The following is a 21189-nucleotide window of genomic DNA, read 5'->3' on the forward strand; positions in this document are numbered from 1 at the left end:
TTCGTGTGCGTCTAGGTGTCCTCGATGTCGGCAGCAACACCGTTCACCTACTGGTGGTGGACGCACACAGGGGTGGTCATCCGATGCCGATGAGCTCCACGAAAGAGTCGTTACGGCTCTCGGAGAGCATGGACGACGACGGCCGGATCACGGCCGAGGGGGCCCAGAAACTCGTCGATACGGTGGCCGATCTGGCCAATCTGGCGGCGGCCTCGGGCTGCGCCGAACTCATGGCGTTCGCCACCTCGGCGGTGCGCGAGGCGACCAATTCCGACGAGGTACTGGCGCGGGTGCGTGCGGAAGCCGGCGTGGAGCTGCGGGTGCTGTCCGGACCGGACGAGGCGCGACTGACCTTCCTGGCCGTCCGCCGCTGGTACGGCTGGAGCGCGGGCCGGATCATCAACCTCGATATCGGCGGCGGATCGCTCGAGGTGAGTTGCGGGGTCGACGAGGAACCCGATGTCGCGCTGTCGCTACAGCTGGGCGCCGGCCGGTTGACCCGCAAATGGCTGCCCGAGGATCCGCCGAGCAAGCGCCGAATCGGCATCCTGCGCGACTGGCTGACCGCCGAACTGGTCGACCCGGCCAAACAGCTCACCGAGGCCGGGAAACCCGATCTGGCGGTGGGTACTTCCAAAACGTTCCGGTCGCTCGCCCGGCTGACCGGCGCGGCCCCCTCCGGGGCGGGGCCGCGGGTGCGGCGGACGCTGACGAGTTCGGGCCTGCGGCAACTGATCGCGTTCATCTCCCGGATGACCGCCGCCGACCGCGCGGAACTGGAAGGGGTCAGCGCCGAGCGATCGCAGCAATTGGTCGCCGGGGCGCTGGTCGCCGAGGCCGCGATGCGCGCGCTTTCCCTCGATACGCTGGAAATTTGTCCATGGGCGCTGCGCGAAGGGCTGATCCTGCGCAAACTGGATACCGATATGGATGGTGGACCACTGACAACGAACGCTCCGAACGCGGCAACCGGTAACGGTGTGGCGCCCGGCAGCGGTGCGTCGGCGGGCCCGGTCGAAACGGTGCCTTCATGAGCAGGAACTCCAATCAGCTGTCGGTGGCCGAACTACTGGCCCGTAACGGGCAGCAGCCGTCGTCCGGCGGCGGTGGGCGCAGACGGCGCGGCGGGCGCGGGGTTTCGGTCAACGAGCTGACCGGCGATCTACCGGCCGTCGAGGGCGGCTCGGCGCACGCGGCGCCCGACGAGGCCGAGGAACCGGCCGGCAATCCCGCGGACCACGCGCCCGCGGTCGCCGACACCGGTTACGCCCCGCAAAACTATGCGGGGCAAGAATATTCGGCCGAGCCGAGTCATTCGCCGATGTCCGGGCCGATCACGGTGTACAACCCATTGGCTCCGTACCCGGGTGATACGTCCCAGGAGCGCCCGGCCGACCCGGACCCCTACGCCCCGGCGTCGTTCCCGGCCGAGGACAGCGCACCGCGGCGTGGCCGGCGCCGCCGCGCCGATCCGGACGACGATGACGAGGGTTACCCCGGAACCGATTCGGCGAGCCAACCCTGGGAAACCGGACCGCCGCTGCCCAGCGGTGGCCGGGCCGCGCGCCGGCGGGCGGCCGAAGCCGCGGCCGCCGAGACGGCCGAACCCGTGGAGGAGTCGCACCCGGGCTACGACCTACCACCCCGACCCGGCGCCTTTCCGGCGCCGTTCCCCGCGCCGCCACCGCCCGCGCCGCCCGAGTTCGGCGGCCCGGAGTTCGGGCGTCCGGACATGGGTCCACCACGGTCCGGCCCGGAGGCCGGGCCGCCGCGGCTGGGTCCGCCGGCACCTGCCACCGAGGCGTGGCCGGCCTCGACACCCGCCACCGAGGCGTGGCCGGCTCCCGCGCCCACCGGCGATCCGCGACCCGCGCTGGAACGCCGGCGTCGCGGTGCCCGTCCGCTTCCCGATCCCGCGCCGTGGCCGGAACCGGCCGGCGGACAGGCGAACGCGGAACAGGCCACCTCCGTGTGGTCCCTGGCGGAGCAGAGCCAGGGATTCGGGCCCGGCACACCCGATCTCGAAGCTCCACCGCCCGAGCACAGTGACCGCGGCGTGGCCCGCGGGTTCCGCAACGGTCACTCGGCCGGGAAGCCGGACCCGGGCTACGCCGAGCCGCACCCCGAGCACGCACCGGACGACGGTTTCCGCAACACCGATATGTACGCCACGGACGTACACGGCCCCATGCCTCCGGTGCCCGGTCCGCTACCGCGCGAGCACGGCACCGACACAGGCGATTTCGAACCGGATTCCGATATCTACGCCGTCCCGGACGACGACGAGGACGCCGAACCCCGGAGCAGCCGTGCCCGTTCGGCGCTCACCGGCCGGCTCGGCGCGGCGACCGAAAAGTTCACCGCGGTCCGATCCCGGGCCGCCGGATCCCGGAAACGGGACAGCGAAGACGTGGTGGATCCGCGCAAACAGTGGATGATGCTGGGCGCCCAGAGCGTCGGCGCCGCCCTCGCCGGAATGCTGGCGTTCAAGGGTTTCGAACAGCTGTGGGCGCTGCAACCGCTGGCCGCGCTCGCGCTCGCCGTCGTGGTGATCCTCGGTCTCGTGGCGCTGGTGCGGATACTGCGGCGCACCGACGATATTCTCAGTACCGTGATCGCCGTGGTCGTCGGTGTGTTCGTCACATTGGGGCCGCTGGCATTCCTACTCAGTGCGGGCTGAACGAGGCGGCGATGACAGGCAACTCTCCCGCGGCCGGATCGCCCGGCGGTGGGCGCACTCGCGGAATCAAGGTCGGTCTCTCCACCGCCTCGGTATATCCGCAGAACACCGAAGCCGCCTTCCGGTATGCGGCCGAACTGGGTTACGACGGTGTCGAATTGATGGTGTGGGCCGAGCCGGCCAGCCAGAACATCGATACGGTGCGCCGTTACGCCCGTAAATACTCGGTACCGGTCCTCGCGGTACACGCGCCGTGCCTGCTGATCTCCCAGCGGGTCTGGGGTGCCGACCCGGTGGCCAAACTCGCCCGCAGCGTGCGCAGCGCGGAAACACTCGGCGCGGACACCGTTGTCGTGCACCCGCCGTTCCGCTGGCAACGGCGCTACGCCGAGGGGTTCGCCGAACAGGTCGCGGAGCTGGAACAGCGGAGCTCGGTGGCGGTGGCCGTGGAGAACATGTTCCCGATGCGCGCCGACAAATTCTTCGGCCGCCGCTCCGGCGATATCCGGCGCCTGGAACGCCGCGGCGGCCCGGGGCTGTCCCTGACGGCGTTCAGCCCCACCTACGACCCCACCGACACCGGCTTTCAGCACTACACGCTCGACCTCTCCCATACCGCCACCGCGGGCACCGACGCGCTGGCGCTGGCCGACCGTATGGGCGCGGGCCTGGTACACCTGCACCTGGCCGACGGCCGCGGCGCCGCACACGACGAGCATTTGATCCCGGGCGAGGGCACCCAGCCGTGCGCCCAGGTCTGCGCCGCGCTCGCCGGCAACGGTTTCACCGGCCACGCGGTCGCCGAGATCAACACTCAAGAAGCCCGCACCACCGCGTCCCGCGCGGCCATGCTCGCCAAAACCCTCGATTTCGCCCGCACCCACCTCAAGCTCTGTTAATTGGTGCCGCCTCCGGCGGCACGGGTTTTGGCCGCTGTGTTTTTTGGCGCCGCCTGCGGCGCCGCGGGTTTTGGCCCCCTTGGTCCCTGCTGTCAGCACTCGACACTCGCGGCTGCGCCGCATCGCATCGAGCACTGACAGCAGGGACGGGCCAAAACCTCCAAGGGCCTCGTAAGACTCGGCACCGCCGTGGTTGCGTTTCGATTTCGGAATTATGTGAACCTCTGAGGGCCTTGTAAGGCTTGGCGCCGCCGTGGTTGCGTTCGGTTTCGGGGTTATGTGAACCTCTGAGGGCTTTGTAGGACTCGGCGCCGCTGTGGTTGCGTTCGATCTTGGGTTATGAGAACCGCGAGGGCACCGTGGGCATCTCGGCGCCGACGCCGGGATCTTCGGTTTCGGGGTTCATGGGAGCACTCGGGCCCACGCCGGACGCCGTGCCGTCGCTGGGCAAGTCAGGTCTGGGCAACCGTGAAAGGAGGCGGACAGGTCCTCCTTTCACGCAACCTCGGGGGTCACCCGTAGGCTGGTCCCCCAGGAACGTGGCGTTGCCCGCTGGCCGGCGGTGCGCCGGAAAGCACAGGAGTAGTGATGACGACGGAGACGGAGCCTGCCACCGAGCTAGACGTGGTGCGTGCGGAGGCGCCGTTCAGCCGGGTCTGTGTGCTGACCGAACTCGCTGCCGACGAACCGGGTGCCGGCCGTTATCGCGGCATCATCGACGAGATCTGGACCATCGGGCCGAAGGTGCACGGTGGCACGATGGTCGCGGGGTCCGCCGCGGCCGCGACACGCTGGCTGCGCACCGTGGAACCGGATCGGTCCGCTATGGCGCCGCTGTCGGGGAGCACCGACTTCCTCGGCGCCCCGGAGCCGGGCGAGGTCACCTACGAGGTCTCCATCCGCAAGGTGGGCCGGCAGATCTGCCTGGTGGATGTGACCCTGATCCAGCGCGGCCGGCCGCTGGTGCGGACCGCGTTCACGTTCGGGCACCTCGACGGCCCGGACCGGGAACCGCTGCACGCCCCCGCGCTCACCGATCTGCCCGTCGAACCGGCCGCGGACGCCATCGGCTACGAACCGGGTTCGTCGATGGGCCGGATCGTGCACGTGGCCCGCGGCATGGACGCCTTCCTGGATCGTGCATGGGCGCGTTTCATCGATAACGAGGTCGGCGAACCCCGCCTGCGGATGTGGCTGCGCCCGCGCCCACAGGATCAGGCCGACCCGGAGGTGGCGTCCTATATCGCGATGATGGCCGCCGATATGTGCCCGCCGGTGCCCACCAACCTGGGCTACTTCGGCTGGTCTCCCACAGTCCAGATGACGACCTACCTGCGCCGCCGTCCGGCCCCGGGCTGGCTGCGGATCATCGCCACCACCCACGAGGTGGGCGGCGGCATGTTCGACTCCGACCAGATAGTCGTCGACTCCACCGGCGCCCTGGTGGCCCAGAGCCGCCAACTGGCCCTCCTGCCCTCACCCAAACGCTGAGCGGACCGTGTTCCGCGCGGGGAGCTGCGTGGGCCAACCCCGTACCGCGCCGCCGAGGACGGTGGCGTAGACAATGAACTCATGACACGTATTGCGGTTATCGGTGGCGGCCGGATCGGCGAGGCATTGATCGCCGGCCTGCTGGAGGCGGGGCGCGCCGTCAAAGACCTGGTCGTCGTCGAAACACACGCCGATCGAGCGGAACTGATCGCGGGGCGGTTCGGGGTGCGGGTCACCGATACGATCTCCGACGCCGCGGTGGGGGCGGATCTGCTGGTGGTCGCGGTCAAGCCGATGGATGTGGACGCGGTGCTCACCGAGCTGGGTAAAGCGGATCTCGGGGGTGACCGGGATCAGGTCTTGGTCTCGCTGGCCGCTGGGGTGCCCACCGCCCGTCTGGAGGGCAAACTCCCCGCGGGGTTCCCGGTGGTGCGGGTGATGCCGAATACCCCGATGCTGGTGGGCGAGGGGATGAGCGTGCTCGCCGCGGGCCGGTACGCCAAGCGCGAGCAGCTCGATCTGGTGACCGAACTACTGAGCACGGTGGGCCGGGTCTGTGTGGTGCCCGAAGGGCAGATGGACGCGGTGACCGCGGTATCCGGTTCCGGCCCCGCCTACTTCTTCCTCGTCGTGGAGGCCATGATCGAGGCCGGGGTCGGACTGGGGCTCACCCGCGATATCGCCACCCAGCTGGTCAACCAGACCATGCTCGGGTCGGCGGCCATGCTGGCCGAGTCGGGGCAGAGCGCCGTGGACCTGCGAGCGGCGGTCACCTCACCGGCCGGGACCACCGCGGCGGCGCTGCGCGAGCTCGAACGGTCGGGGTTGCGGTCGGCTTTCCTGGAGGCGCTACACGCGGCCAAGCAGCGTTCGGCGGAACAGGGCGCGTCTTCGGAATGACCGGAGGATTCCCAGCGTATGAACCTGTTTTCTCACTCCCGTCGCAGTAATCCCACTGGTCCCGCTAAGCTTCAAGGAGCACGTGCGTGTCTGTTCCGCCGGTGGGGAAGCCGGCGGCGCGGACGTGCCGGAGGTCAGTGGTGCGATGATGTCTTCTAACAAGATGTCCGCTGGTGGCGGCGGTGGTTCGTCGCCAGGACAATCAATACTCGGTGGTGGGACGCAGTTTCTCACCGTCGCCGAGGTGGCAGATCTGATGCGAGTATCGAAGATGACGGTGTACCGGCTGGTGCATTCGGGCGAGTTACCGGCGGTCCGCGTCGGCAGATCGTTCCGTGTGCACGCCAAGGCGGTGCACGAATATCTGGAAACGTCCTACTTCGACGCCGGATGAAGGCGGTTACCGGCCCGGTTCGCCGGGCCGGTAACATCAACCCTCGCTGTGTTGGATCGGCGGCCGCCGGCCTGCCCTCGGGTGGCCGTACCCGGCCGCCGCCTCCAGGGCTGAGTGTTCAGCCGCGAGCAACCGGGCGTACGGCCGGATAGTTGACGTAAGCGAGCGCGTGACGCGCCGAGGAGAGAACGCGAGGACACCCTATGGGTTCTGTGATCAAGAAGCGCCGCAAGCGCATGTCGAAGAAGAAGCACCGCAAGCTGCTTCGTCGCACCCGCGTGCAGCGGCGCAAACTCGGCAAGTAAGCGCGAGCGCGCATCGATACAGCGAAAACCCGCTACCATTCGGTGGCGGGTTTTTCGTTGCGTTTCGTTCAACTGAAGTTGGGGTTAGATCCCTGTTAAGGACGGCGGCGGCCACGGTGATGGCCGTTACCCTGGTACAGGGAACACAGTGAGCGGGGGTCCGATGCTCGAGGTGGGACGGTCCGGTGCAGGTGGACACTGACACGAACGGCGGCTACAAGCCGAAGGTGGTGCTGGTGACGGGTGCCAGCCGCTACTTCGGCGGGAATGTGGTGTGCCGGCTGGTCGCCGATCCCGATATCGAACGCGTTGTCGCAGTCGATGTACTGACCCCGAGTCCGCCGCTGCGCCGCCGAATGGGCCGCGCCGAATTCGTGCGCGCCGATATTCGCAACCCGTTGATCCGCAAAGTCATCGAACGGTATCGGGTCGATACCGTGGTACATACCGCTATTTTGTCGCAACCGCCTTCGGGCGGTGGCCGGGCGGCGATGAAAGATATGAATGTGCTCGGCGCGATGCAGTTGTTCGCGGTCTGCCAGAAATCGCCGACCGTGCGCCGGGTGGTGTTGCGCTCGAGTTCCGGGGTATACGGGGGCAGTGCCAAGGATCCCGCCAAATTCACCGAGGAAATGAGCGCGCGCACCCCGCCGGGCGGCTGGTTCGCGCGCGATATGATCGAGGTCGAAGGATTCGTCCGCGGCCTGGCCCGGCGTCGTCCGGATATCACCGCCATCACCTTGCGCCTGGCGCCGATCGTCGGGCCCGGCCTCGGCGGGCGGGCCGCGCAGTTACTGCGTTCGCCGATCACGCCCACCGTGCTCGGCCGCGACGCGCGGATGCAGTTCCTGCACGAGGAGGACGCCGTTGCCGCCCTCGTCCATGCCACCCAGGCCGGGCCCGGGGGCACATACAACGTGGCCGGTGACGGAGCCTTGGCACTTTCTCAGGCGGTACGCCGTGCGGGCCGGGTCGCGGTGCCGGTACCGTGGTCGGTGTTCCGCACCGTCGGCCGGACCCTGATGGGCCCGGTGATGCGTGATTTCAGTTCCGAACAGCTCGATTACTTCCTTTTCGGTTGTGGTCTGGACACGACGCGTATGCGCGCCGAGCTCGGTTTCGAGCCGCGCTGGACGACGGTACAGGCGTTCGACGACTTCACCGGGGGCGCAGCGTTGCGGCCCGTAGTCGATCCAGCATGGATCGACGCCGCAGAAAACAAACTGCTCGGCCTGCTGAGGGCCGGTACGGGAGCACATACATGAACGACGTCGCCAAAGTTATCCGGCTGCAAGATCTTTCCACCGAGCCGCGGCCACGCGCCGCCGGCCGGGACTGGACCGGTTCCGAGGTCCGGTCGGTGACCTCACTGACCGACCGGCTGACCCCGCCCGCTCCGTCGGCGCCGCGTTCACCGGTCGATCTGGTGCGCGACGCCGTCGGCAAGCAGATCGGGCGCACCGCCGAATTCGCCCGTCGCCGGCTCACCGGCGATTACCAGGTCGACGAATTCGGTTTCGACGAGCATCTGCTCGAATCGGTGCTGCTGCCCGCGCTGCGGCCGCTCGCCGAGAACTGGTTCCGGGTGCAGGTGAACGGAATGGAGAACATTCCGGAGGCAGGTGGCGCGCTGATCGTGGCCAACCACGCCGGCACCATCCCGCTCGACGGGCTCATGCTGCAGCTCGCGGTACACGACCATCACCCGAAACAACGGGCCCTGCGGCTGCTGGCGGCCGATCTGGTCTTCGAGATGCCGATGGTGGGTTCGCTTGCCCGGAAGGCGGGCCACACCCTGGCCTGCCGTCCCGACGCCGAACGCCTGCTGCGGTCCGGCGAGATCACCGGCGTCTTCCCGGAGGGTTTCAAGGGCGTCGGCAAGCAGTACGCCGACCGCTACAAACTGCAGCGTTTCGGCCGGGGCGGGTTCGTCGCCGCCGCGGTGCGAACGGGTGTGCCGATCATTCCGTGCTCCATCGTCGGGTCCGAGGAGATCTATCCGAAGCTCGCCGATATCAAGCCGCTGGCCCGCCTGCTCGGCCTGCCGTACTTCCCGGTGACCCCGACGTTCCCGCATCTGGGCCCGCTGGGCGCCCTTCCGCTGCCCTCCAAGTGGTACATCGAATTCGGCACGCCCATCAGCACCACCGAATACGAGACCGAGGACGCCGACGACCCGATGCTCATGTTCGAGGTCACCGACCAGGTCCGCGAAACCATCCAGCAGACCCTGTACAAGCTCCTCATCAAGCGTCGCAACACCTTCATGGGCTAGTTGTGGTTCGGCCCGCGGAGGCGCGCGGGCCGAACCCACAGGTGCCTCGCCGAACTCCGCGCGGCCGCTGGTCGCGTTCAGGGGACGGTGGACAACTACTTCTTTCTGCGGGTTACCGCCGCAGCGACCGCGCCGCCGGCTGCTCCCAGGGCCAGGGCGGTGGGGACTCCGATCTTGGCGGCCTTGCGGCCGGTGCGGAAATCGCGGATCTCCCAGCCGCGGGCCTTGGCGACCTCACGCAGGTCCGAATCCGGGTTGATGGCGACCGCGGTGCCGGTGAGCGAGAGCATCGGCACATCGTTGTGGCTGTCGGAGTAGGCCGTGCAGCGTTTCAGGTTGAGGCCCTCGCGGATGGCGAGCGCGCGGACGGCATGTGCTTTACCGAGGCCGTGCAGAATATCGCCGACCAGGCGGCCGGTGAATTTTCCGTCGACACTTTCCGCGACCGTGCCGAGGGCGCCCGTCAAACCGAGGCGTTTGGCGATCACCTGGGCGAGTTCGACCGGGGTCGCGGTGACCAGCCAAACCTGTTGTCCCGCATCCAGATGCATCTGCGCCAAGGCGCGGGTGCCGGGCCAGATCTTGTCGGCGATGATCTCGTCGTAGATTTCCTCGCCCAGCGCCGCCAATTCGGCGGTGGAGCGTCCGGCAATGAATTCGAGCGCTTTTTCTTTACCGGTGGCCATATCGGTGCTGTTCTCTTTGCCGGTGACCCGGAACTTCACCTGCTTCCACGCGATATCCATCAGATCGGCGCTGCGGAAATATTTGCGCGCCGCCAGGCCGCGCGCGAAATGCACGATCGAGGCGCCCTGCACCATCGTGTTGTCCACATCGAAGAACGCCGCGGCGGTGAGGTCGCGGGGGACCTCGGGGGCGCCGGTATCGCCCGCACCGGCGCGTTCGGCGTCCTGCAACGCCAGGGCGGCATCGGCGCTGGCCTCACCGGCGACGTTGGCGCGGACCTCCTCCTCGCTGGGCCCGAACGGGCTCCGCGAGATACGCGCCAGCTGCTCGGTAAGGCCCTGCCCGAGCGGCCCCAGATTCCAGCGGACCGGAAGTTCCCCGAACCGGCCCGCGATGAACCCGGATTTCCCCACCTTCGATCGTTCCGGCACCAGCACCTCCGCCTGTTCGCGCGAATCACGTCCACACTAACCGGACCTGCGCTCCGGACGCACCGCACCGGCGGGTAGGGCTCGGTGGCGGGTTGAATAGCGTCATGACCGACCCGAGGACCCATGAAGTGACTCTGCTGACCCGCGCGGGCTGTGCGCTGTGTGATCGGGCACTGGACCAGCTGCGCACGATCTGCGCGGAATTCGGGCTCACGCCCGGTGTCGTGGATGTGGATGTGGCCGCCGCCACCGATCCCGGACTGCGCGCGGAATACGGGGACCGGCTACCTGTGGTCCTGCTCGACGGCCGCGAACACAGCTATTTCGACGTGGACGAGACCCGCTTGCGCGGCGACCTGGTGCGCTGAATCCATTCCGGAGGGGCGAGGGCTCCGGGTAGTGCGTATCCCTCGGGGCCCGGCTCGCCCCTCGGAATTGCGGCGGCAGATCGTACAAGGCCGGGCCGCGACACAAAATGAGGCGAATTTCACCGACTTTGTGCATGGGTTCACAAGCGGTTACGGTGGTGGCACGCGAACCGCAGGCCGGGGCGAGTATCCGGCCGCCGGTAGCAGGTGAATCAACCCGATATCCGACCTCCGGCACATGAATCATGCGCCAGGGTCGCCGACCACCCGGGCCGTCTGGCGGTCCGGACGAGGAGCCGAGGACGTGACAGAGCACCATGAGACGCGCGACGTCTCCGGCGATGCTCCCAATGTCACCACTCGACCACCGCAGAAGGACATCCCCCAGGCTACGGTGGCGCGCCTCGCCACCTATCTCCGGGTGCTGGCCCTGCTGACCGATGACGGTGTGGCCATCGTATCCAGTGAGGAACTGGCTGTCGCGGCGGGTGTCAATTCGGCGAAACTGCGCAAGGATCTGTCCTTCCTCGGCCCGAACGGGGTTCGTGGGGTCGGCTACGACGTGGCCAGGTTGCGGGCCCGGATCGAAGACGTGCTGGGCCTGTCCGGCGGGCATCGGGTGGTGCTGGTCGGCGCGGGCAATCTGGGTCGCGCGCTGGTCGGCTATCGCGGTTTCCGGCGCCGTGGGTTCGCGGTGGTGGCGATCTTCGACAACGATCCCGAGGTGATCGGCCGTGAGGTCGAGGGCCTGCGGGTGCGCGATGCCGCCGATCTGGCCGCCGGGATCGAACTGCTGCGGCCGACCATCGCGGTGATCGCGGTACCCGACGACAGCGCCCAGCAGGTGTGCGACGAACTGGTGGCGGCGGGGATGCAGTCCATCCTGAGTTTCGCGCTGTGCCCGCTGACCGCGCCGCCCGGTGTCGAGTTGCGGCGGGTGGATCTCGCGGTCGAGATGCAGATGCTGTCTTTCGAGCGGGTTCGCAATGCCGATGCCGACGAGCCCGCCGAGGGTGTGACCACCGCGAATGTGGCGGAGACCGCGTCCGCCGCGGCGAATGAAACCGGTACCACCGGCGTTGTACCCGGCAGTGCCGTATCGGCCGCTCATCCGTTGGCCGGTTCCGGCCGGATCGCCCGCCGGGTGCCCGCGCACCCGACGCCGGGCACCGCCGGCATGAGCGTGTCAGGCGCGGAGGCGGTAGCGGAGCGTGACCACGCAGGGCCCACGCTCGTGCCCAGTAGGCCCGGCATGAGCGTGTCAGGCGCGGAGGCGGTAGCAGAGCGTGACCACGCAGGGCCCACGCTCGTGCCCAGTAGGCCCGGCATGAGCGTGTCAGGCCCGGAGGCGGTAGCGGAGCGTGACCACGCAGGGCCCACGCTCGTGCCCAGTAGGCACAGCCTGGCCCATTGCGCGGCGCCGGCCGCCCAGTCGACCTCGCATACGGCAACGGAGCCAACCAGCAAGGGATCGGTGGTCACACCATGAGCGTTCTTCTCGTCGGGATCTCCCATCGCAGCGCACCCGTTGCGATGCTGGAGAAGGTGGCGATCACCGATGCCGATCGGCCCAAACTGATCGACCGCATGCTGGCCTCCAGCCATATCTCCGAAGCGATGATCGTCTCGACCTGCAACCGGGTGGAGATCTACGCGGTGGTCGACGCCTTCCACGGTGGTCTCGCCGATGTCGGTGAACTGCTGACGGCGCATTCCGGGCTGCCGATGCCCGAACTCACCCGGCACGCCTACGTCCGCTACAGCGAGGCCGCCGCCGAACACCTGTTCGCGGTGGCCAGCGGGCTGGACTCGATGGTCGTCGGTGAGCAGCAGGTGCTCAGCCAGATCCGCAGCGCCTACACCACCGCCGACGCCCAGCAGGCGATCGGGCGCACCCTGCACGAGTTGTCGCAGCAGGCGCTGCGGGTCGGTAAGCGGGTGCATTCGGAAACCGGGATCGACCGCGCCGGCGCCTCGGTGGTGTCGGTGGCGCTGGACCGGGCGAGCACGGTTCTCGGACCGCTGGCCGGCCGGACAGCGGCGGTGGTCGGCGCCGGTGCGATGGGCGGGCTGTCGGTGGCGCATCTGTCCCGGGCCGGGATCGAGCGGATCCTGGTGGTCAATCGCACCATCGAGCGGGCCGAGCGACTCGCCGCGACGGCCGAATCGCACGGTGTGTCGGCGCAGGCCTACGAACTTTCCCGGCTGGCCGAGGCGCTGGTGGCCGCCGACGTGGTGATCACCTGCACCGGTGCGGTGGGCTCGGTGGTGACCCTGGCCGACGCGCACAACGCGCTCTCGCACCCGCAGCGTCGCAGCGGCGCGCCGCTGGTCTTCTGCGATCTCGGGCTACCGCGCGATGTGGATCATGCGGTGGCCGGGCTGCCCGGTGTCACCGTGATCGATATCGAGACCTTGCAGCGCGACCCCGCCGCCGGCGCCGCGGCCGACGATACCGCCGCGGCCCGCGCGATCGTCGCCGAGGAACTCGCCAAATACCTGGCCGGGCAGCGGATGGCGGAGGTCACGCCGACCGTCGCCGCCCTGCGGCAGCGCGCCGCGGAAGTGGTCGAGGCCGAATTGCTCCGGCTCGACTCCCGCCTGCCCGGGCTCGACGATCCTGCCCGCGACGAAGTGGCCCGCACGGTGCGCCGGGTGGTGGACAAACTGCTGCACGCGCCGACGGTGCGGGTCAAACAGCTGGCCACCACCCCGGGCGGCGACAGCTACGCCGAGGCCCTGCGCGAACTCTTCGAACTCAAGCCCGGTGCGGCCCAGGCGGTCGCCGCGCCCATGGAGATCAGCCGCGCCGAACACAACGGCGCGGGCTGGATGAGCCTGGACGGCGAGGTGGCGCTCGCCGACGATTTCACCCCCGCCGGCCCCGACGACGAACAGGAGCAGTCGACATGACAGTCCTGCACGGCGAAGGCGCTGCGCGGGCGGCGGAAGCCGGTGGCCGGGCGGCCTGGCGGATCGGCACCCGCGGCAGTCTGCTCGCCCGCACCCAGGCCGGCGATGTGCGCGACGCGCTCATCGCGGCCGGTCATCCCGCGGAACTCGTACTGATCGAAACACCGGGCGATCTGTCCACCGGGCCGGTCGAGGATATCGGCGTCGGTGTGTTCACCAGCGCATTGCGCGCCGAACTGGCTGCCGGCGGTATCGATATCGCGGTGCACTCGTACAAGGATCTGCCCACCGCCGCCGACGAGCGCTTCGTGCTCGCCGCGGTCCCCGCACGCCAGGACCCGCGCGACGCGCTGGTCGCGCGCGACGGAATGGTGCTGGGCGAACTACCGCCGGGTGCGGTGGTCGGGACCTCGGCTCCGCGCCGGATCGCGCAGTTGCGTGCGCTGGGACTGGGCCTCGATATCCAGCCGCTGCGCGGCAACCTGGACACCAGACTGCGCAAGGTCGCCGACCGGGAACTGGACGCGGTGGTGGTCGCCCGCGCCGGGCTCGCCCGTATCGGCCGGCTCGACGCCGTCACCGAAGCGCTGGAACCCGTGCAGATGCTGCCCGCACCCGCCCAGGGTGCGCTGGCCGTCGAATGCCGGGCCGGCGACACCGAACTGATCGAGCTGCTGGCCGCGCTCGACGACCACGGCACCCGCACCGCCGTGACCGCCGAACGCGCCCTGCTCGCCGAACTCGAGGCGGGCTGCACGGCGCCCGTCGGAGCGATCGCCGAAATCGTCGAATCGTTGGATGACGACGGACGCATCGTCGAGGAACTGTCGTTGCGCGGCTGTGCCGCCGCGATCGACGGTTCCGATGTGATACGGGCCTCGACGGTGGGAGCACCGGCGCAGGCCGCGGAACTCGGCCGCGCACTGGCCCGCGAACTGCTGGATCTGGGCGCGCGCGAGCTACTCGCCGCCGAACCCGGCACCGCGGGTGCAACCACAGCGCCACCCGGGGACGACACCACCCAGGTGGGAACGAGCACCGCCGCAGCGCAGTCGAGCGGCACTGCCGCAGCGGGAACGAGCACCGCCACGGACTTCACCGAACCCAGTCCAATGGAGAACAACCGATGAGTCGAGCCAGCAAGAAGCATCCGGGGCGGATCCTGTTCGTAGGGTCGGGCCCGGGGGACCCGGCATTGCTGACCACCCGATCCCGCGAAGTGCTGTGCCGGGCCACCCTCGCGTTCACCGACCCCGATGTGGACGCCGGAGTACTCGCCCTGATCGGCACCGAGGTGGAAGCCGAACCCGACGGGGAGCGCCCCGTGGACGTGCGCCCCGCCCTCGGCGATCCGGCCGAGGTCGCCAAAACCCTGATCGCCGAGGCGAAAGCCGGTCACGATGTGGTGCGGGTGGTCTCCGGCGACCCGCTCACCACCGACGCGGTGATCGCCGAGGTCACCACGGTCACCCGCTCACATATCGTGTTCGAGGTGCTGCCGGGCCTGCCGTCCGGGTCGGCGGTGCCCAGTTACGCGGGGATCGCGCTCGGCTCCGGGCATACCGAGGCCGATGTGCGCGGTGAGGTCGATTGGCCCGCGCTGGCCGCGGCCCCCGGCCCGCTGGTCCTGCACGCGACCTCCGGCCATCTGGCCGAGACCGCGAGCGCGCTGGTGGAGCACGGGATGGCGCCGCAGACCCCGGTCGCGGTGACCGTCCGCGGCACCACCCGCCAGCAGCGCACCATCGAGGCCACCCTGGCCACGCTGAACAGCACCGCCTCCGAACTGGTCGGGCCCCTGGTCGTGACCATCGGCAAGGCCGTCGCCCAGCGGTCGAAGATGTCGTGGTGGGAATCGCGCGCGCTCTACGGCTGGACGGTACTGGTGCCGCGCACCAAGGACCAGGCGGGCGAGATGAGCGAACGGCTCGTCACCCACGGCGCCATCCCGAAGGAAGTCCCTACCATCGCCGTCGAGCCGCCGCGCAGCCCCGCGCAGATGGAACGCGCGGTCAAGGGTCTGGTGGACGGCCGGTATCAGTGGGTGGTCTTCACCTCCACCAACGCGGTACGCGCGGTATGGGAGAAATTCGCCGAATTCGGTTTGGACGCCCGTGCGTTCTCCGGTGTGAAGATCGCCTGCGTCGGCGAAGCCACCGCCGAGAAGGTGCGCTCCTTCGGTATCAATCCCGAACTGCTGCCCAGCGGTGAACAGTCCTCGCTCGGCCTGCTCGCCGACTTCCCGCCCTACGACGACGTTTTCGACCCGGTGAACCGGGTGCTGTTGCCGCGCGCCGATATCGCGACCGAGACGCTCGCGGAAGGGCTGCGCGAACGCGGCTGGGAGATCGACGATGTCACGGCCTACCGCACGGTGCGCGCGTCCCCGCCGCCCGCGGAGACCCGCGAGATGATCAAGACCGGTGGTTTCGACGCGGTCCTGTTCACCTCCAGCTCCACGGTCCGCAACCTGGTGGGTATCGCCGGTAAACCGCACGCCCGCACGATCGTCGCCTGCATCGGCCCGAAAACCGCGGAAACCGCCGTGGAATTCGGCCTGCGCGTCGACGTCCAGCCGGAGGTCGCCCAGGTGGGTCCCCTCGTGGAAGCCCTGGCCGAACACGCCGCCCGCCTCCGCGCCGAGGGCCTCCTGCCCCCACCCAGGAAAAAGAGCCGCCGCAGTAGGTAATTTTGGCGGCGCCTGTGTTTTCGGCGCGCTGGCGCGCGCGGGGTTTTGGCCCCCTTGGTCCCTGCTGTCAGCACTCGACACTCGCGGCTGCGCCGCATCGCATCGAGCACTGACAGCAGGGACGGGCCAAAACCTCCAAGGGCCTCGTAAGACTCGGCACCGCCGAGGTCGCGTCCGGTTCCGGGGTTATGCGAACCGCTGAGCCTCGGTACCGCCGTGGTGACGTTGGGTTCCGGGGTTATGTGAACCTCGGCAGAACCCACGGGCTCGGCGGTGGCGCCGCCCACCTAGACTCGACCGCATGAGTGGGATCGAGCGTCCGCGGCGGTTGCGGCGTACGCCGGCATTGCGGCGGCTGGTGGCCGAGACCAGTCTGGAGCCGCGGCATCTGGTGTTGCCGATGTTCGTCGCGGACGGGTTGTCCGGACCGCGCGAGATCGGTTCCATGCCGGGCGTTTTCCAGCATTCGCTGGATTCGCTGCGTAAGGCCGCGGTCGAGGCGGTGGAGGCCGGGGTCGGCGGGTTGATGTTGTTCGGGGTGCCCAAACCCGAGGACAAGGATGCGGTGGGCAGCCAGGCCGCCGATCCCGACGGCATCCTCAACCGGGGGTTGCGGGCGCTGGCCGCGGAGGTCGGCGACGCGACCGTGGTGATGGCCGATACCTGCCTGGACGAATTCACCGACCACGGACACTGCGGCGTACTCGACGCTGCGGGCGCGGTGGACAACGATGCCACCCTGCTGCGCTATGTGGAGATGGCGCTGGCACAGGCCGAGGCGGGGGCCGACCTGCTCGGGACGAGCGGGATGATGGACGGTCAGGTCGGGGCGATCCGCGAAGCGCTGGACGAGGCCGGTCGGACCGATACCGCCATCCTGGCCTATGCGGCGAAATACGCCTCCGCATTCTACGGCCCGTTCCGGGAAGCGGTGGCCTCCTCGCTGCAGGGTGATCGGCGGACCTATCAGCAGGATGCCGCGAACCGGCGGGAATCCCTGTACGAGCTGGACCTGGATCTGGAGCAGGGCGCGGATATCGTGATGGTCAAACCGGCCATGGCCTATCTCGACATCCTGCGCGACGTGGCCGACCGCTCGCCGGTCCCGGTCGCCGCCTACCAGATCTCGGGGGAGTACTCGATGATCACCGCGGCCGCCGAACGCGGCTGGATCGATCGGCGTGCCGCCGTGCTGGAATCACTGACCGGTATCCGCCGCGCCGGCGCGGATATCGTGCTCACCTATTGGGCGACGGAGGCGGCGCGCTGGTTACGGTGAAGCCGCCCGCGGATGTTGTCACCGCGCGGCAATTGTGGTGGGGCATCATCGCCCTGGGAATTGTCCGGTTGTTCGTCTCGCTGGCCGATACGCTGCTGAACCGGGAGCGGGTCAGCGCCGAGTTCCGGGAACGGATGCAGGCCGCCGATCCGCAGCTCGCTCCGGCGACGATCGATCTACTGGTGCTCGTGGGCGCTGTGCTCGGTGCGGTTTTCGGTTCGCTGATCGCCGCGCTCGGTGTGCTGGTGGTGCAGCAACTCGGCAAGGGCAAGGTATGGGCGCGTACGCTGCTGACCTTCGCCGGGGTCTGGCTGGTGATCATGGGCGTCGCCGCGCTGTTCTCCATCGGTGTCGTGGAGGGTGCCGGGCCGGTGCTGTCCGGAGGGATATCGATCGTGCAGGCGGTGCTGGCGGGCGGAGCCATCTTCTTGTGCCGGCGGCCGGAGGCAGAGCAGTGGTTCGCGCCTCGCGGGCCCGGTACGCCCGGAAAGCTGTGAGAACCCGGCTTCGAGCCGCCCGGGCGGAAATCTTGTTCGGCTGAGTCCGGGTTTCGTTGTCGGCTGTCCTGACCAGCGTCTTGATACCGACCGCCCGTAGGCGGCGCATCCTCAGGACGAACGTCGAGTTTGTTCCGCGTATTCCGGCATGTATGGTGAGGGCTGTCACAGAGGACATGCGAACCGGTGGCCACGGGTACCCGTCCAGTAGGACGAAATCCCGGGCCGGTTTTCCGGGGATCGGAGGCAACGATGCGAGTGGTTATCCAGCAGCCACAGAGTATCCGGCGGGATATGCTCGTTTTGAGTCTGTTGATCCTGTTCGGTGTACTCACCGTCGCGGTCCTGCTGATTCCCAGCATCGTCGGCTGATTCGAAGTGGTTTCCGCTTCCGGTACCCGCGCGTATGCCTGATCGGTCCGATACCGTCGCCGATACCGGAGAGGTGTTGTTCGCCGAGCCCGGCGCGCGCTGGCGAGCGGTGGCGTACGGCCCGCTGATCTGCTTACTGCTACTGGCCGCCGAACTCGCGGCCGGTGTCACCCCGCACTGGTTCGCCCTGCTGTTCTGCGCGGCGCTGATCACCGGGTTCGGTGTTCTCCAAGTCTATGCGGCACGTACGCACGTGAGTGTGGAACTGACCGAGGATTACCTGCGCAACGGCCCGGAGACAACCCCGGTCCGATCCATCGCCGCGGTCCTTCCCGCCGATGCGGACGAGCCGTGGGAGGACGGCCGCGCGCTCGGTGAGCTGACGGGGGTCCCGCGGCGGCGTACCGCCATCGGCCTGCGCCGCACCGACGGCGAATTGGTGCGTACCTGGGCGAAGGACCATCGCGCCCTGCGGGCGGCCTTGACCGAGGCGATCGCCCGGTCGGATCGCGTCGGCGAGACAGGCGAATCGGCCGGCACGTAGCGCCGTCCCCAGCTCTGACGACACGGCTTGTCAAGGCTGATTGCTTATCCGATTCCGCGCGGGCAGCATCGTGTATTCAGGGCGGAGAGTCCGCGCCGGCCCGAAGCGCCCGGCGGGATCGCCGATCCGGCCACAGCAGAGATGAGGAGACCTGTGAACCGTTCGCTCGTCGTATCCGTCGATATCGCGGTGGCGGTTCTCGCGGTCGCGCTGGCCGCGCTGTGCTGGGCGCTGGGCGTGCAGACCACCGATCTCCCGGCGACCGGGGACTACCCGGCCTACACCGCGACCCGCTATGTGGCGCCGTGGTTGTTCCTGGCCATGCTGCTGGTCACCGGCGCCGGGCTGGCCGTCACCGATGCCGCCGCGCGGCTCCTGCGCCGCGGGAGGGTATGAGTGGGCCGGGCCCGGAGCGGCGGTGCGCTACCCGCGCCGCCGGCCTCCGCATCGGCATGTCGGCGTGGATCAGCCCCACTGCTGGTAGATATCGAACACGCGGCCGTGCGGGGCGCCCGGAACGTGCACGAACACGATGACCGAACCGTTGTTGTCGACCGATTCCAGCATCACCTGCCGCAACGAGGCGTGCACGCCCCCGTTTTCGTCGCGGTAGAGGCGGGTGTCGCTGTTCAGGCCCGCGCCGATCCGGGACGCGGGGACGATCTGGTCGACCAGCGCCGGTACCGGGCCCGCGGCCAGCGCTGCGGTTTCGGCCTGGTTCAGCCGCAGCCCCGCGCGGGCGTTCTCGGTGTCCACGACCGGTTCGGCGGCCGCGGCCGTACCCGCGCCGAGGCCGCTCGCCAGGACGCCGCACGCGACCGAGGCCACAGCCAGAGCCGCACCACTGATGGCAATTCGCAAAACGACCTCCCCGGCCGGTGATTCGGGCAATTGTTCCGACGGAACAGAACAGTACGCACTCGCGGCGAACGCCTGGTGTATTTGGTGCGGCAAGTGGCTGTGTGATTTGCCGCGCGGCGGTGTGCGTCACCTATGCCGCACCCTGTCGTGACGCCGTGCGGGCAGGCTGCCAAACTGGAGGCCGTGAGTTCTCTGCGCGTGGCCGGTACGGCGGTGCCGGCCTCCAGTCAGCTTTTCCAGCGAGCCGAAGCGGTTGTTCCCGGTGGGGTCAATTCCCCCGTGCGGGCCTTCGGCTCGGTGGGTGGTACGCCGCGGTTCATCTCGTCGGCCCGGGGCTGCCATCTGGTCGACGCGGACGGTAACGACTATGTCGATCTGGTGTGCTCCTGGGGGCCGATGATCCTCGGGCACGCGCACCCCGCGGTGGTCGAGGCGGTGCGCAAGGTCGCCGGGGACGGGTTGTCGTTCGGCGCGCCGACGGCCGCCGAGGTGGAACTCGCCGAGCTGATCGTGGAGCGGGTCGCGCCGGTGCAGAAGGTGCGGCTGGTGAATTCCGGTACCGAGGCGACCATGAGCGCGGTGCGCCTGGCGCGGGGTTATACGGGCCGCACCAAGATCATCAAATTCGCAGGGTGCTATCACGGCCATGTCGATGCGCTGCTGGCGGACGCGGGCTCCGGGGTCGCGACGTTCGGATTGCCTACTTCGCCCGGGGTCACCGGTGCGCAGGCCGCCGATACGATCGTGCTTCCGTACAACGATTTGGAGGCCGTGCGCGCGGCGTTCGAACAGCATCCGGGTGAGATCGCGGCCGTGATCACCGAGGCCGCCGCCGGGAATATGGGTGCGGTGGCGCCGCTGCCCGATTTCAACGCCGGGCTGCGCCGGACCACCTCCGACCACGGCGCGCTGCTCATCATGGACGAGGTGATGACCGGGTTCCGGGTCAGCAGCGCGGGCTGGTACGGCATCGAATCGGTGGCCGCCGACCTCTACACCTACGGGAAGGTGATGAGTGGTGGACTGCCCGCGGCCGCGTTCGGCGGCCGGGCCGAGGTGATGGACCGGCTCGCTCCGCTCGGTCCCGTCTACCAGGCCGGCACCCTGTCCGGGAACCCGGTGGCGGTGGCGGCGGGCCTGGCGACGCTGCGTGCCGCCGACGAACAGGTGTACGCGGCCCTGGACCGTAACAGTGAACGGCTGGGCATTCTGCTCACCGAGGCGCTCACCGGCGCGGGGGTCGCGCACCAGGTGCAGTTCGCGGGCAATATGGTGAGCGTGTTCTTCGCCGAATCCCCGGTACTCGACTATGCCGCCGCCAAGGCGAGCCAGACCTGGCGTTATCCGGCCTTTTTCCACGGACTGCTGGACGCCGGGGTGTACGCCCCGCCCAGTGCCTTCGAGGCCTGGTTCGTTTCCGCGGCGCTCGACGACGATGCGTTCGAGCGGATAGCGGCCGCGCTGCCCGCCGCCGCGGCGGCTGCCGCGAGCGCCACAGCCGAAGGAAGCCGGTCGTGAGCCGCCCCGACCCCGAGAACGACGCCCCCGCGGCCGGCACCGAACCCGAGCGCATTGCCGCCGGGCACGGGGACGCCGACGACCTC

General features: G+C 69.0%; 21 protein-coding genes. 19 read left to right on the forward strand and 2 right to left on the reverse strand.

What is annotated here, in order from left to right:
• Positions 1-5: 5 nt before the first annotated feature.
• The 9 genes from ACQEVO_RS33435 to ACQEVO_RS33475 all read left to right on the forward strand — a co-directional run bounded on the left by ACQEVO_RS33435 (position 6) and on the right by ACQEVO_RS33475 (position 8944).
• Positions 6-1034 carry a hypothetical protein gene (locus ACQEVO_RS33435; protein WP_432920878.1) on the forward strand — a complete coding sequence of 343 codons (1029 nt, stop codon included), beginning with the start codon at positions 6-8 and terminating at the stop codon, positions 1032-1034.
• Positions 1031-2680 carry a hypothetical protein gene (locus tag ACQEVO_RS33440; protein ID WP_432920881.1) on the forward strand — a complete coding sequence of 550 codons (1650 nt, stop codon included), beginning with the start codon at positions 1031-1033 and terminating at the stop codon, positions 2678-2680. The genes ACQEVO_RS33435 and ACQEVO_RS33440 overlap by 4 nt, the downstream gene beginning before the upstream one ends.
• 11 nt (positions 2681-2691) lie before the next feature.
• Positions 2692-3579 (forward strand): sugar phosphate isomerase/epimerase family protein, encoded by an 888-nt coding sequence (locus tag ACQEVO_RS33445; protein WP_432920884.1) that lies wholly within the window; start codon positions 2692-2694, stop codon positions 3577-3579.
• A gap of 588 nt (positions 3580-4167) precedes the next feature.
• Positions 4168-5070: a thioesterase family protein gene (locus ACQEVO_RS33450; RefSeq protein ID WP_432920887.1), complete on the forward strand. Its 903-nt coding sequence runs from the start codon at positions 4168-4170 to the stop codon at positions 5068-5070.
• An 81-nt stretch (positions 5071-5151) separates the two neighbouring features.
• Positions 5152-5970 (forward strand): pyrroline-5-carboxylate reductase, encoded by an 819-nt coding sequence (proC, locus tag ACQEVO_RS33455; protein WP_432920890.1) that lies wholly within the window; start codon positions 5152-5154, stop codon positions 5968-5970.
• Positions 5971-6133: 163 nt separating this feature from the next.
• A complete protein-coding gene (locus tag ACQEVO_RS33460; protein WP_086007797.1) occupies positions 6134-6364 on the forward strand; it encodes a helix-turn-helix domain-containing protein in 231 nt (76 codons plus the stop codon).
• Positions 6365-6567: 203 nt separating this feature from the next.
• Positions 6568-6669: a 30S ribosomal protein bS22 gene (locus ACQEVO_RS33465; protein WP_003402602.1), complete on the forward strand. Its 102-nt coding sequence runs from the start codon at positions 6568-6570 to the stop codon at positions 6667-6669.
• A gap of 191 nt (positions 6670-6860) precedes the next feature.
• Positions 6861-7934: an NAD-dependent epimerase/dehydratase family protein gene (locus ACQEVO_RS33470; protein WP_432920898.1), complete on the forward strand. Its 1074-nt coding sequence runs from the start codon at positions 6861-6863 to the stop codon at positions 7932-7934.
• Positions 7931-8944: a lysophospholipid acyltransferase family protein gene (locus ACQEVO_RS33475; protein ID WP_432920901.1), complete on the forward strand. Its 1014-nt coding sequence runs from the start codon at positions 7931-7933 to the stop codon at positions 8942-8944. Before ACQEVO_RS33470 ends, ACQEVO_RS33475 begins: the two co-directional genes overlap by 4 nt.
• Before the next feature lie 95 nt (positions 8945-9039).
• Here ACQEVO_RS33475 and ACQEVO_RS33480 read toward each other — a convergent pair whose 3' ends face one another.
• Positions 9040-10062 (reverse strand): HAD family hydrolase, encoded by a 1023-nt coding sequence (locus ACQEVO_RS33480; protein ID WP_432920904.1) that lies wholly within the window; start codon positions 10060-10062, stop codon positions 9040-9042.
• Positions 10063-10166: 104 nt separating this feature from the next.
• On the opposite strand from ACQEVO_RS33480, the gene ACQEVO_RS33485 reads away from it, so the two are divergent.
• The 9 genes from ACQEVO_RS33485 to ACQEVO_RS33525 all read left to right on the forward strand — a co-directional run bounded on the left by ACQEVO_RS33485 (position 10167) and on the right by ACQEVO_RS33525 (position 19120).
• Positions 10167-10430: a glutaredoxin family protein gene (locus ACQEVO_RS33485; RefSeq protein ID WP_432920907.1), complete on the forward strand. Its 264-nt coding sequence runs from the start codon at positions 10167-10169 to the stop codon at positions 10428-10430.
• Between the two features lie 304 nt (positions 10431-10734).
• On the forward strand, positions 10735-11919 hold the full coding sequence (locus ACQEVO_RS33490) for a redox-sensing transcriptional repressor Rex (RefSeq protein WP_432920910.1): 1185 nt from the start codon (positions 10735-10737) through the stop codon (positions 11917-11919).
• Positions 11916-13343 carry a glutamyl-tRNA reductase gene (locus ACQEVO_RS33495; protein ID WP_432920913.1) on the forward strand — a complete coding sequence of 476 codons (1428 nt, stop codon included), beginning with the start codon at positions 11916-11918 and terminating at the stop codon, positions 13341-13343. The genes ACQEVO_RS33490 and ACQEVO_RS33495 overlap by 4 nt, the downstream gene beginning before the upstream one ends.
• Positions 13340-14473 (forward strand): hydroxymethylbilane synthase, encoded by a 1134-nt coding sequence (hemC, locus tag ACQEVO_RS33500; RefSeq protein WP_432920915.1) that lies wholly within the window; start codon positions 13340-13342, stop codon positions 14471-14473. The genes ACQEVO_RS33495 and hemC overlap by 4 nt, the downstream gene beginning before the upstream one ends.
• Complete coding sequence (locus ACQEVO_RS33505) at positions 14470-16032, forward strand: uroporphyrinogen-III synthase (protein WP_432920918.1); 1563 nt, start codon at positions 14470-14472, stop codon at positions 16030-16032. The genes hemC and ACQEVO_RS33505 overlap by 4 nt, the downstream gene beginning before the upstream one ends.
• 301 nt (positions 16033-16333) lie before the next feature.
• Positions 16334-17311: a porphobilinogen synthase gene (hemB, locus tag ACQEVO_RS33510; RefSeq protein ID WP_432920921.1), complete on the forward strand. Its 978-nt coding sequence runs from the start codon at positions 16334-16336 to the stop codon at positions 17309-17311.
• Positions 17308-17808, forward strand: a complete 501-nt coding sequence (locus ACQEVO_RS33515; RefSeq protein WP_432920924.1) for a hypothetical protein — start codon at positions 17308-17310, stop codon at positions 17806-17808. The genes hemB and ACQEVO_RS33515 overlap by 4 nt, the downstream gene beginning before the upstream one ends.
• 406 nt (positions 17809-18214) lie before the next feature.
• The gene (locus ACQEVO_RS33520; RefSeq protein WP_432920927.1) at positions 18215-18724 is read left to right on the forward strand and encodes a hypothetical protein; all 510 of its coding nucleotides are present in this window, start codon (positions 18215-18217) and stop codon (positions 18722-18724) included.
• 153 nt (positions 18725-18877) lie between these two features.
• Positions 18878-19120 carry a hypothetical protein gene (locus tag ACQEVO_RS33525; RefSeq protein ID WP_432920931.1) on the forward strand — a complete coding sequence of 81 codons (243 nt, stop codon included), beginning with the start codon at positions 18878-18880 and terminating at the stop codon, positions 19118-19120.
• Positions 19121-19189: 69 nt separating this feature from the next.
• Here the strand turns inward: ACQEVO_RS33525 and ACQEVO_RS33530 are convergent, their stop codons facing one another.
• Complete coding sequence (locus ACQEVO_RS33530) at positions 19190-19585, reverse strand: hypothetical protein (protein ID WP_432920934.1); 396 nt, start codon at positions 19583-19585, stop codon at positions 19190-19192.
• 183 nt (positions 19586-19768) lie between these two features.
• Between ACQEVO_RS33530 and hemL the strand changes: the two genes are divergently transcribed.
• The gene (gene hemL / locus ACQEVO_RS33535; RefSeq protein WP_432920937.1) at positions 19769-21103 is read left to right on the forward strand and encodes a glutamate-1-semialdehyde 2,1-aminomutase; all 1335 of its coding nucleotides are present in this window, start codon (positions 19769-19771) and stop codon (positions 21101-21103) included.
• The last annotated feature ends 86 nt before the right edge of the window (positions 21104-21189 follow it).

The sequence above is a fragment of the Nocardia sp. CA-290969 genome (genome assembly GCF_050936135.1).
Classification (GTDB): Bacteria; Actinomycetota; Actinomycetes; order Mycobacteriales; family Mycobacteriaceae; genus Nocardia.

Excerpts from the sequence above, each read along its gene's own strand:
- ACQEVO_RS33440 (WP_432920881.1), top strand. The coding sequence starts at position 1,031 with ATGAGCAGGAACTCCAATCAGCTGTCGGTGGCCGAACTACTGGCCCGT.
- ACQEVO_RS33445 (WP_432920884.1), top strand. The coding sequence starts at position 2,692 with ATGACAGGCAACTCTCCCGCGGCCGGATCGCCCGGCGGTGGGCGCACT.
- ACQEVO_RS33450 (WP_432920887.1), top strand. The coding sequence starts at position 4,168 with ATGACGACGGAGACGGAGCCTGCCACCGAGCTAGACGTGGTGCGTGCG.
- proC (WP_432920890.1), top strand. The coding sequence starts at position 5,152 with ATGACACGTATTGCGGTTATCGGTGGCGGCCGGATCGGCGAGGCATTG.
- ACQEVO_RS33460 (WP_086007797.1), top strand. The coding sequence starts at position 6,134 with ATGTCCGCTGGTGGCGGCGGTGGTTCGTCGCCAGGACAATCAATACTC.
- ACQEVO_RS33465 (WP_003402602.1), top strand. The coding sequence starts at position 6,568 with ATGGGTTCTGTGATCAAGAAGCGCCGCAAGCGCATGTCGAAGAAGAAG.
- ACQEVO_RS33475 (WP_432920901.1), top strand. The coding sequence starts at position 7,931 with ATGAACGACGTCGCCAAAGTTATCCGGCTGCAAGATCTTTCCACCGAG.
- ACQEVO_RS33485 (WP_432920907.1), top strand. The coding sequence starts at position 10,167 with ATGACCGACCCGAGGACCCATGAAGTGACTCTGCTGACCCGCGCGGGC.
- ACQEVO_RS33495 (WP_432920913.1), top strand. The coding sequence starts at position 11,916 with ATGAGCGTTCTTCTCGTCGGGATCTCCCATCGCAGCGCACCCGTTGCG.
- hemC (WP_432920915.1), top strand. The coding sequence starts at position 13,340 with ATGACAGTCCTGCACGGCGAAGGCGCTGCGCGGGCGGCGGAAGCCGGT.
- ACQEVO_RS33505 (WP_432920918.1), top strand. The coding sequence starts at position 14,470 with ATGAGTCGAGCCAGCAAGAAGCATCCGGGGCGGATCCTGTTCGTAGGG.
- hemB (WP_432920921.1), top strand. The coding sequence starts at position 16,334 with ATGAGTGGGATCGAGCGTCCGCGGCGGTTGCGGCGTACGCCGGCATTG.
- ACQEVO_RS33520 (WP_432920927.1), top strand. The coding sequence starts at position 18,215 with ATGCCTGATCGGTCCGATACCGTCGCCGATACCGGAGAGGTGTTGTTC.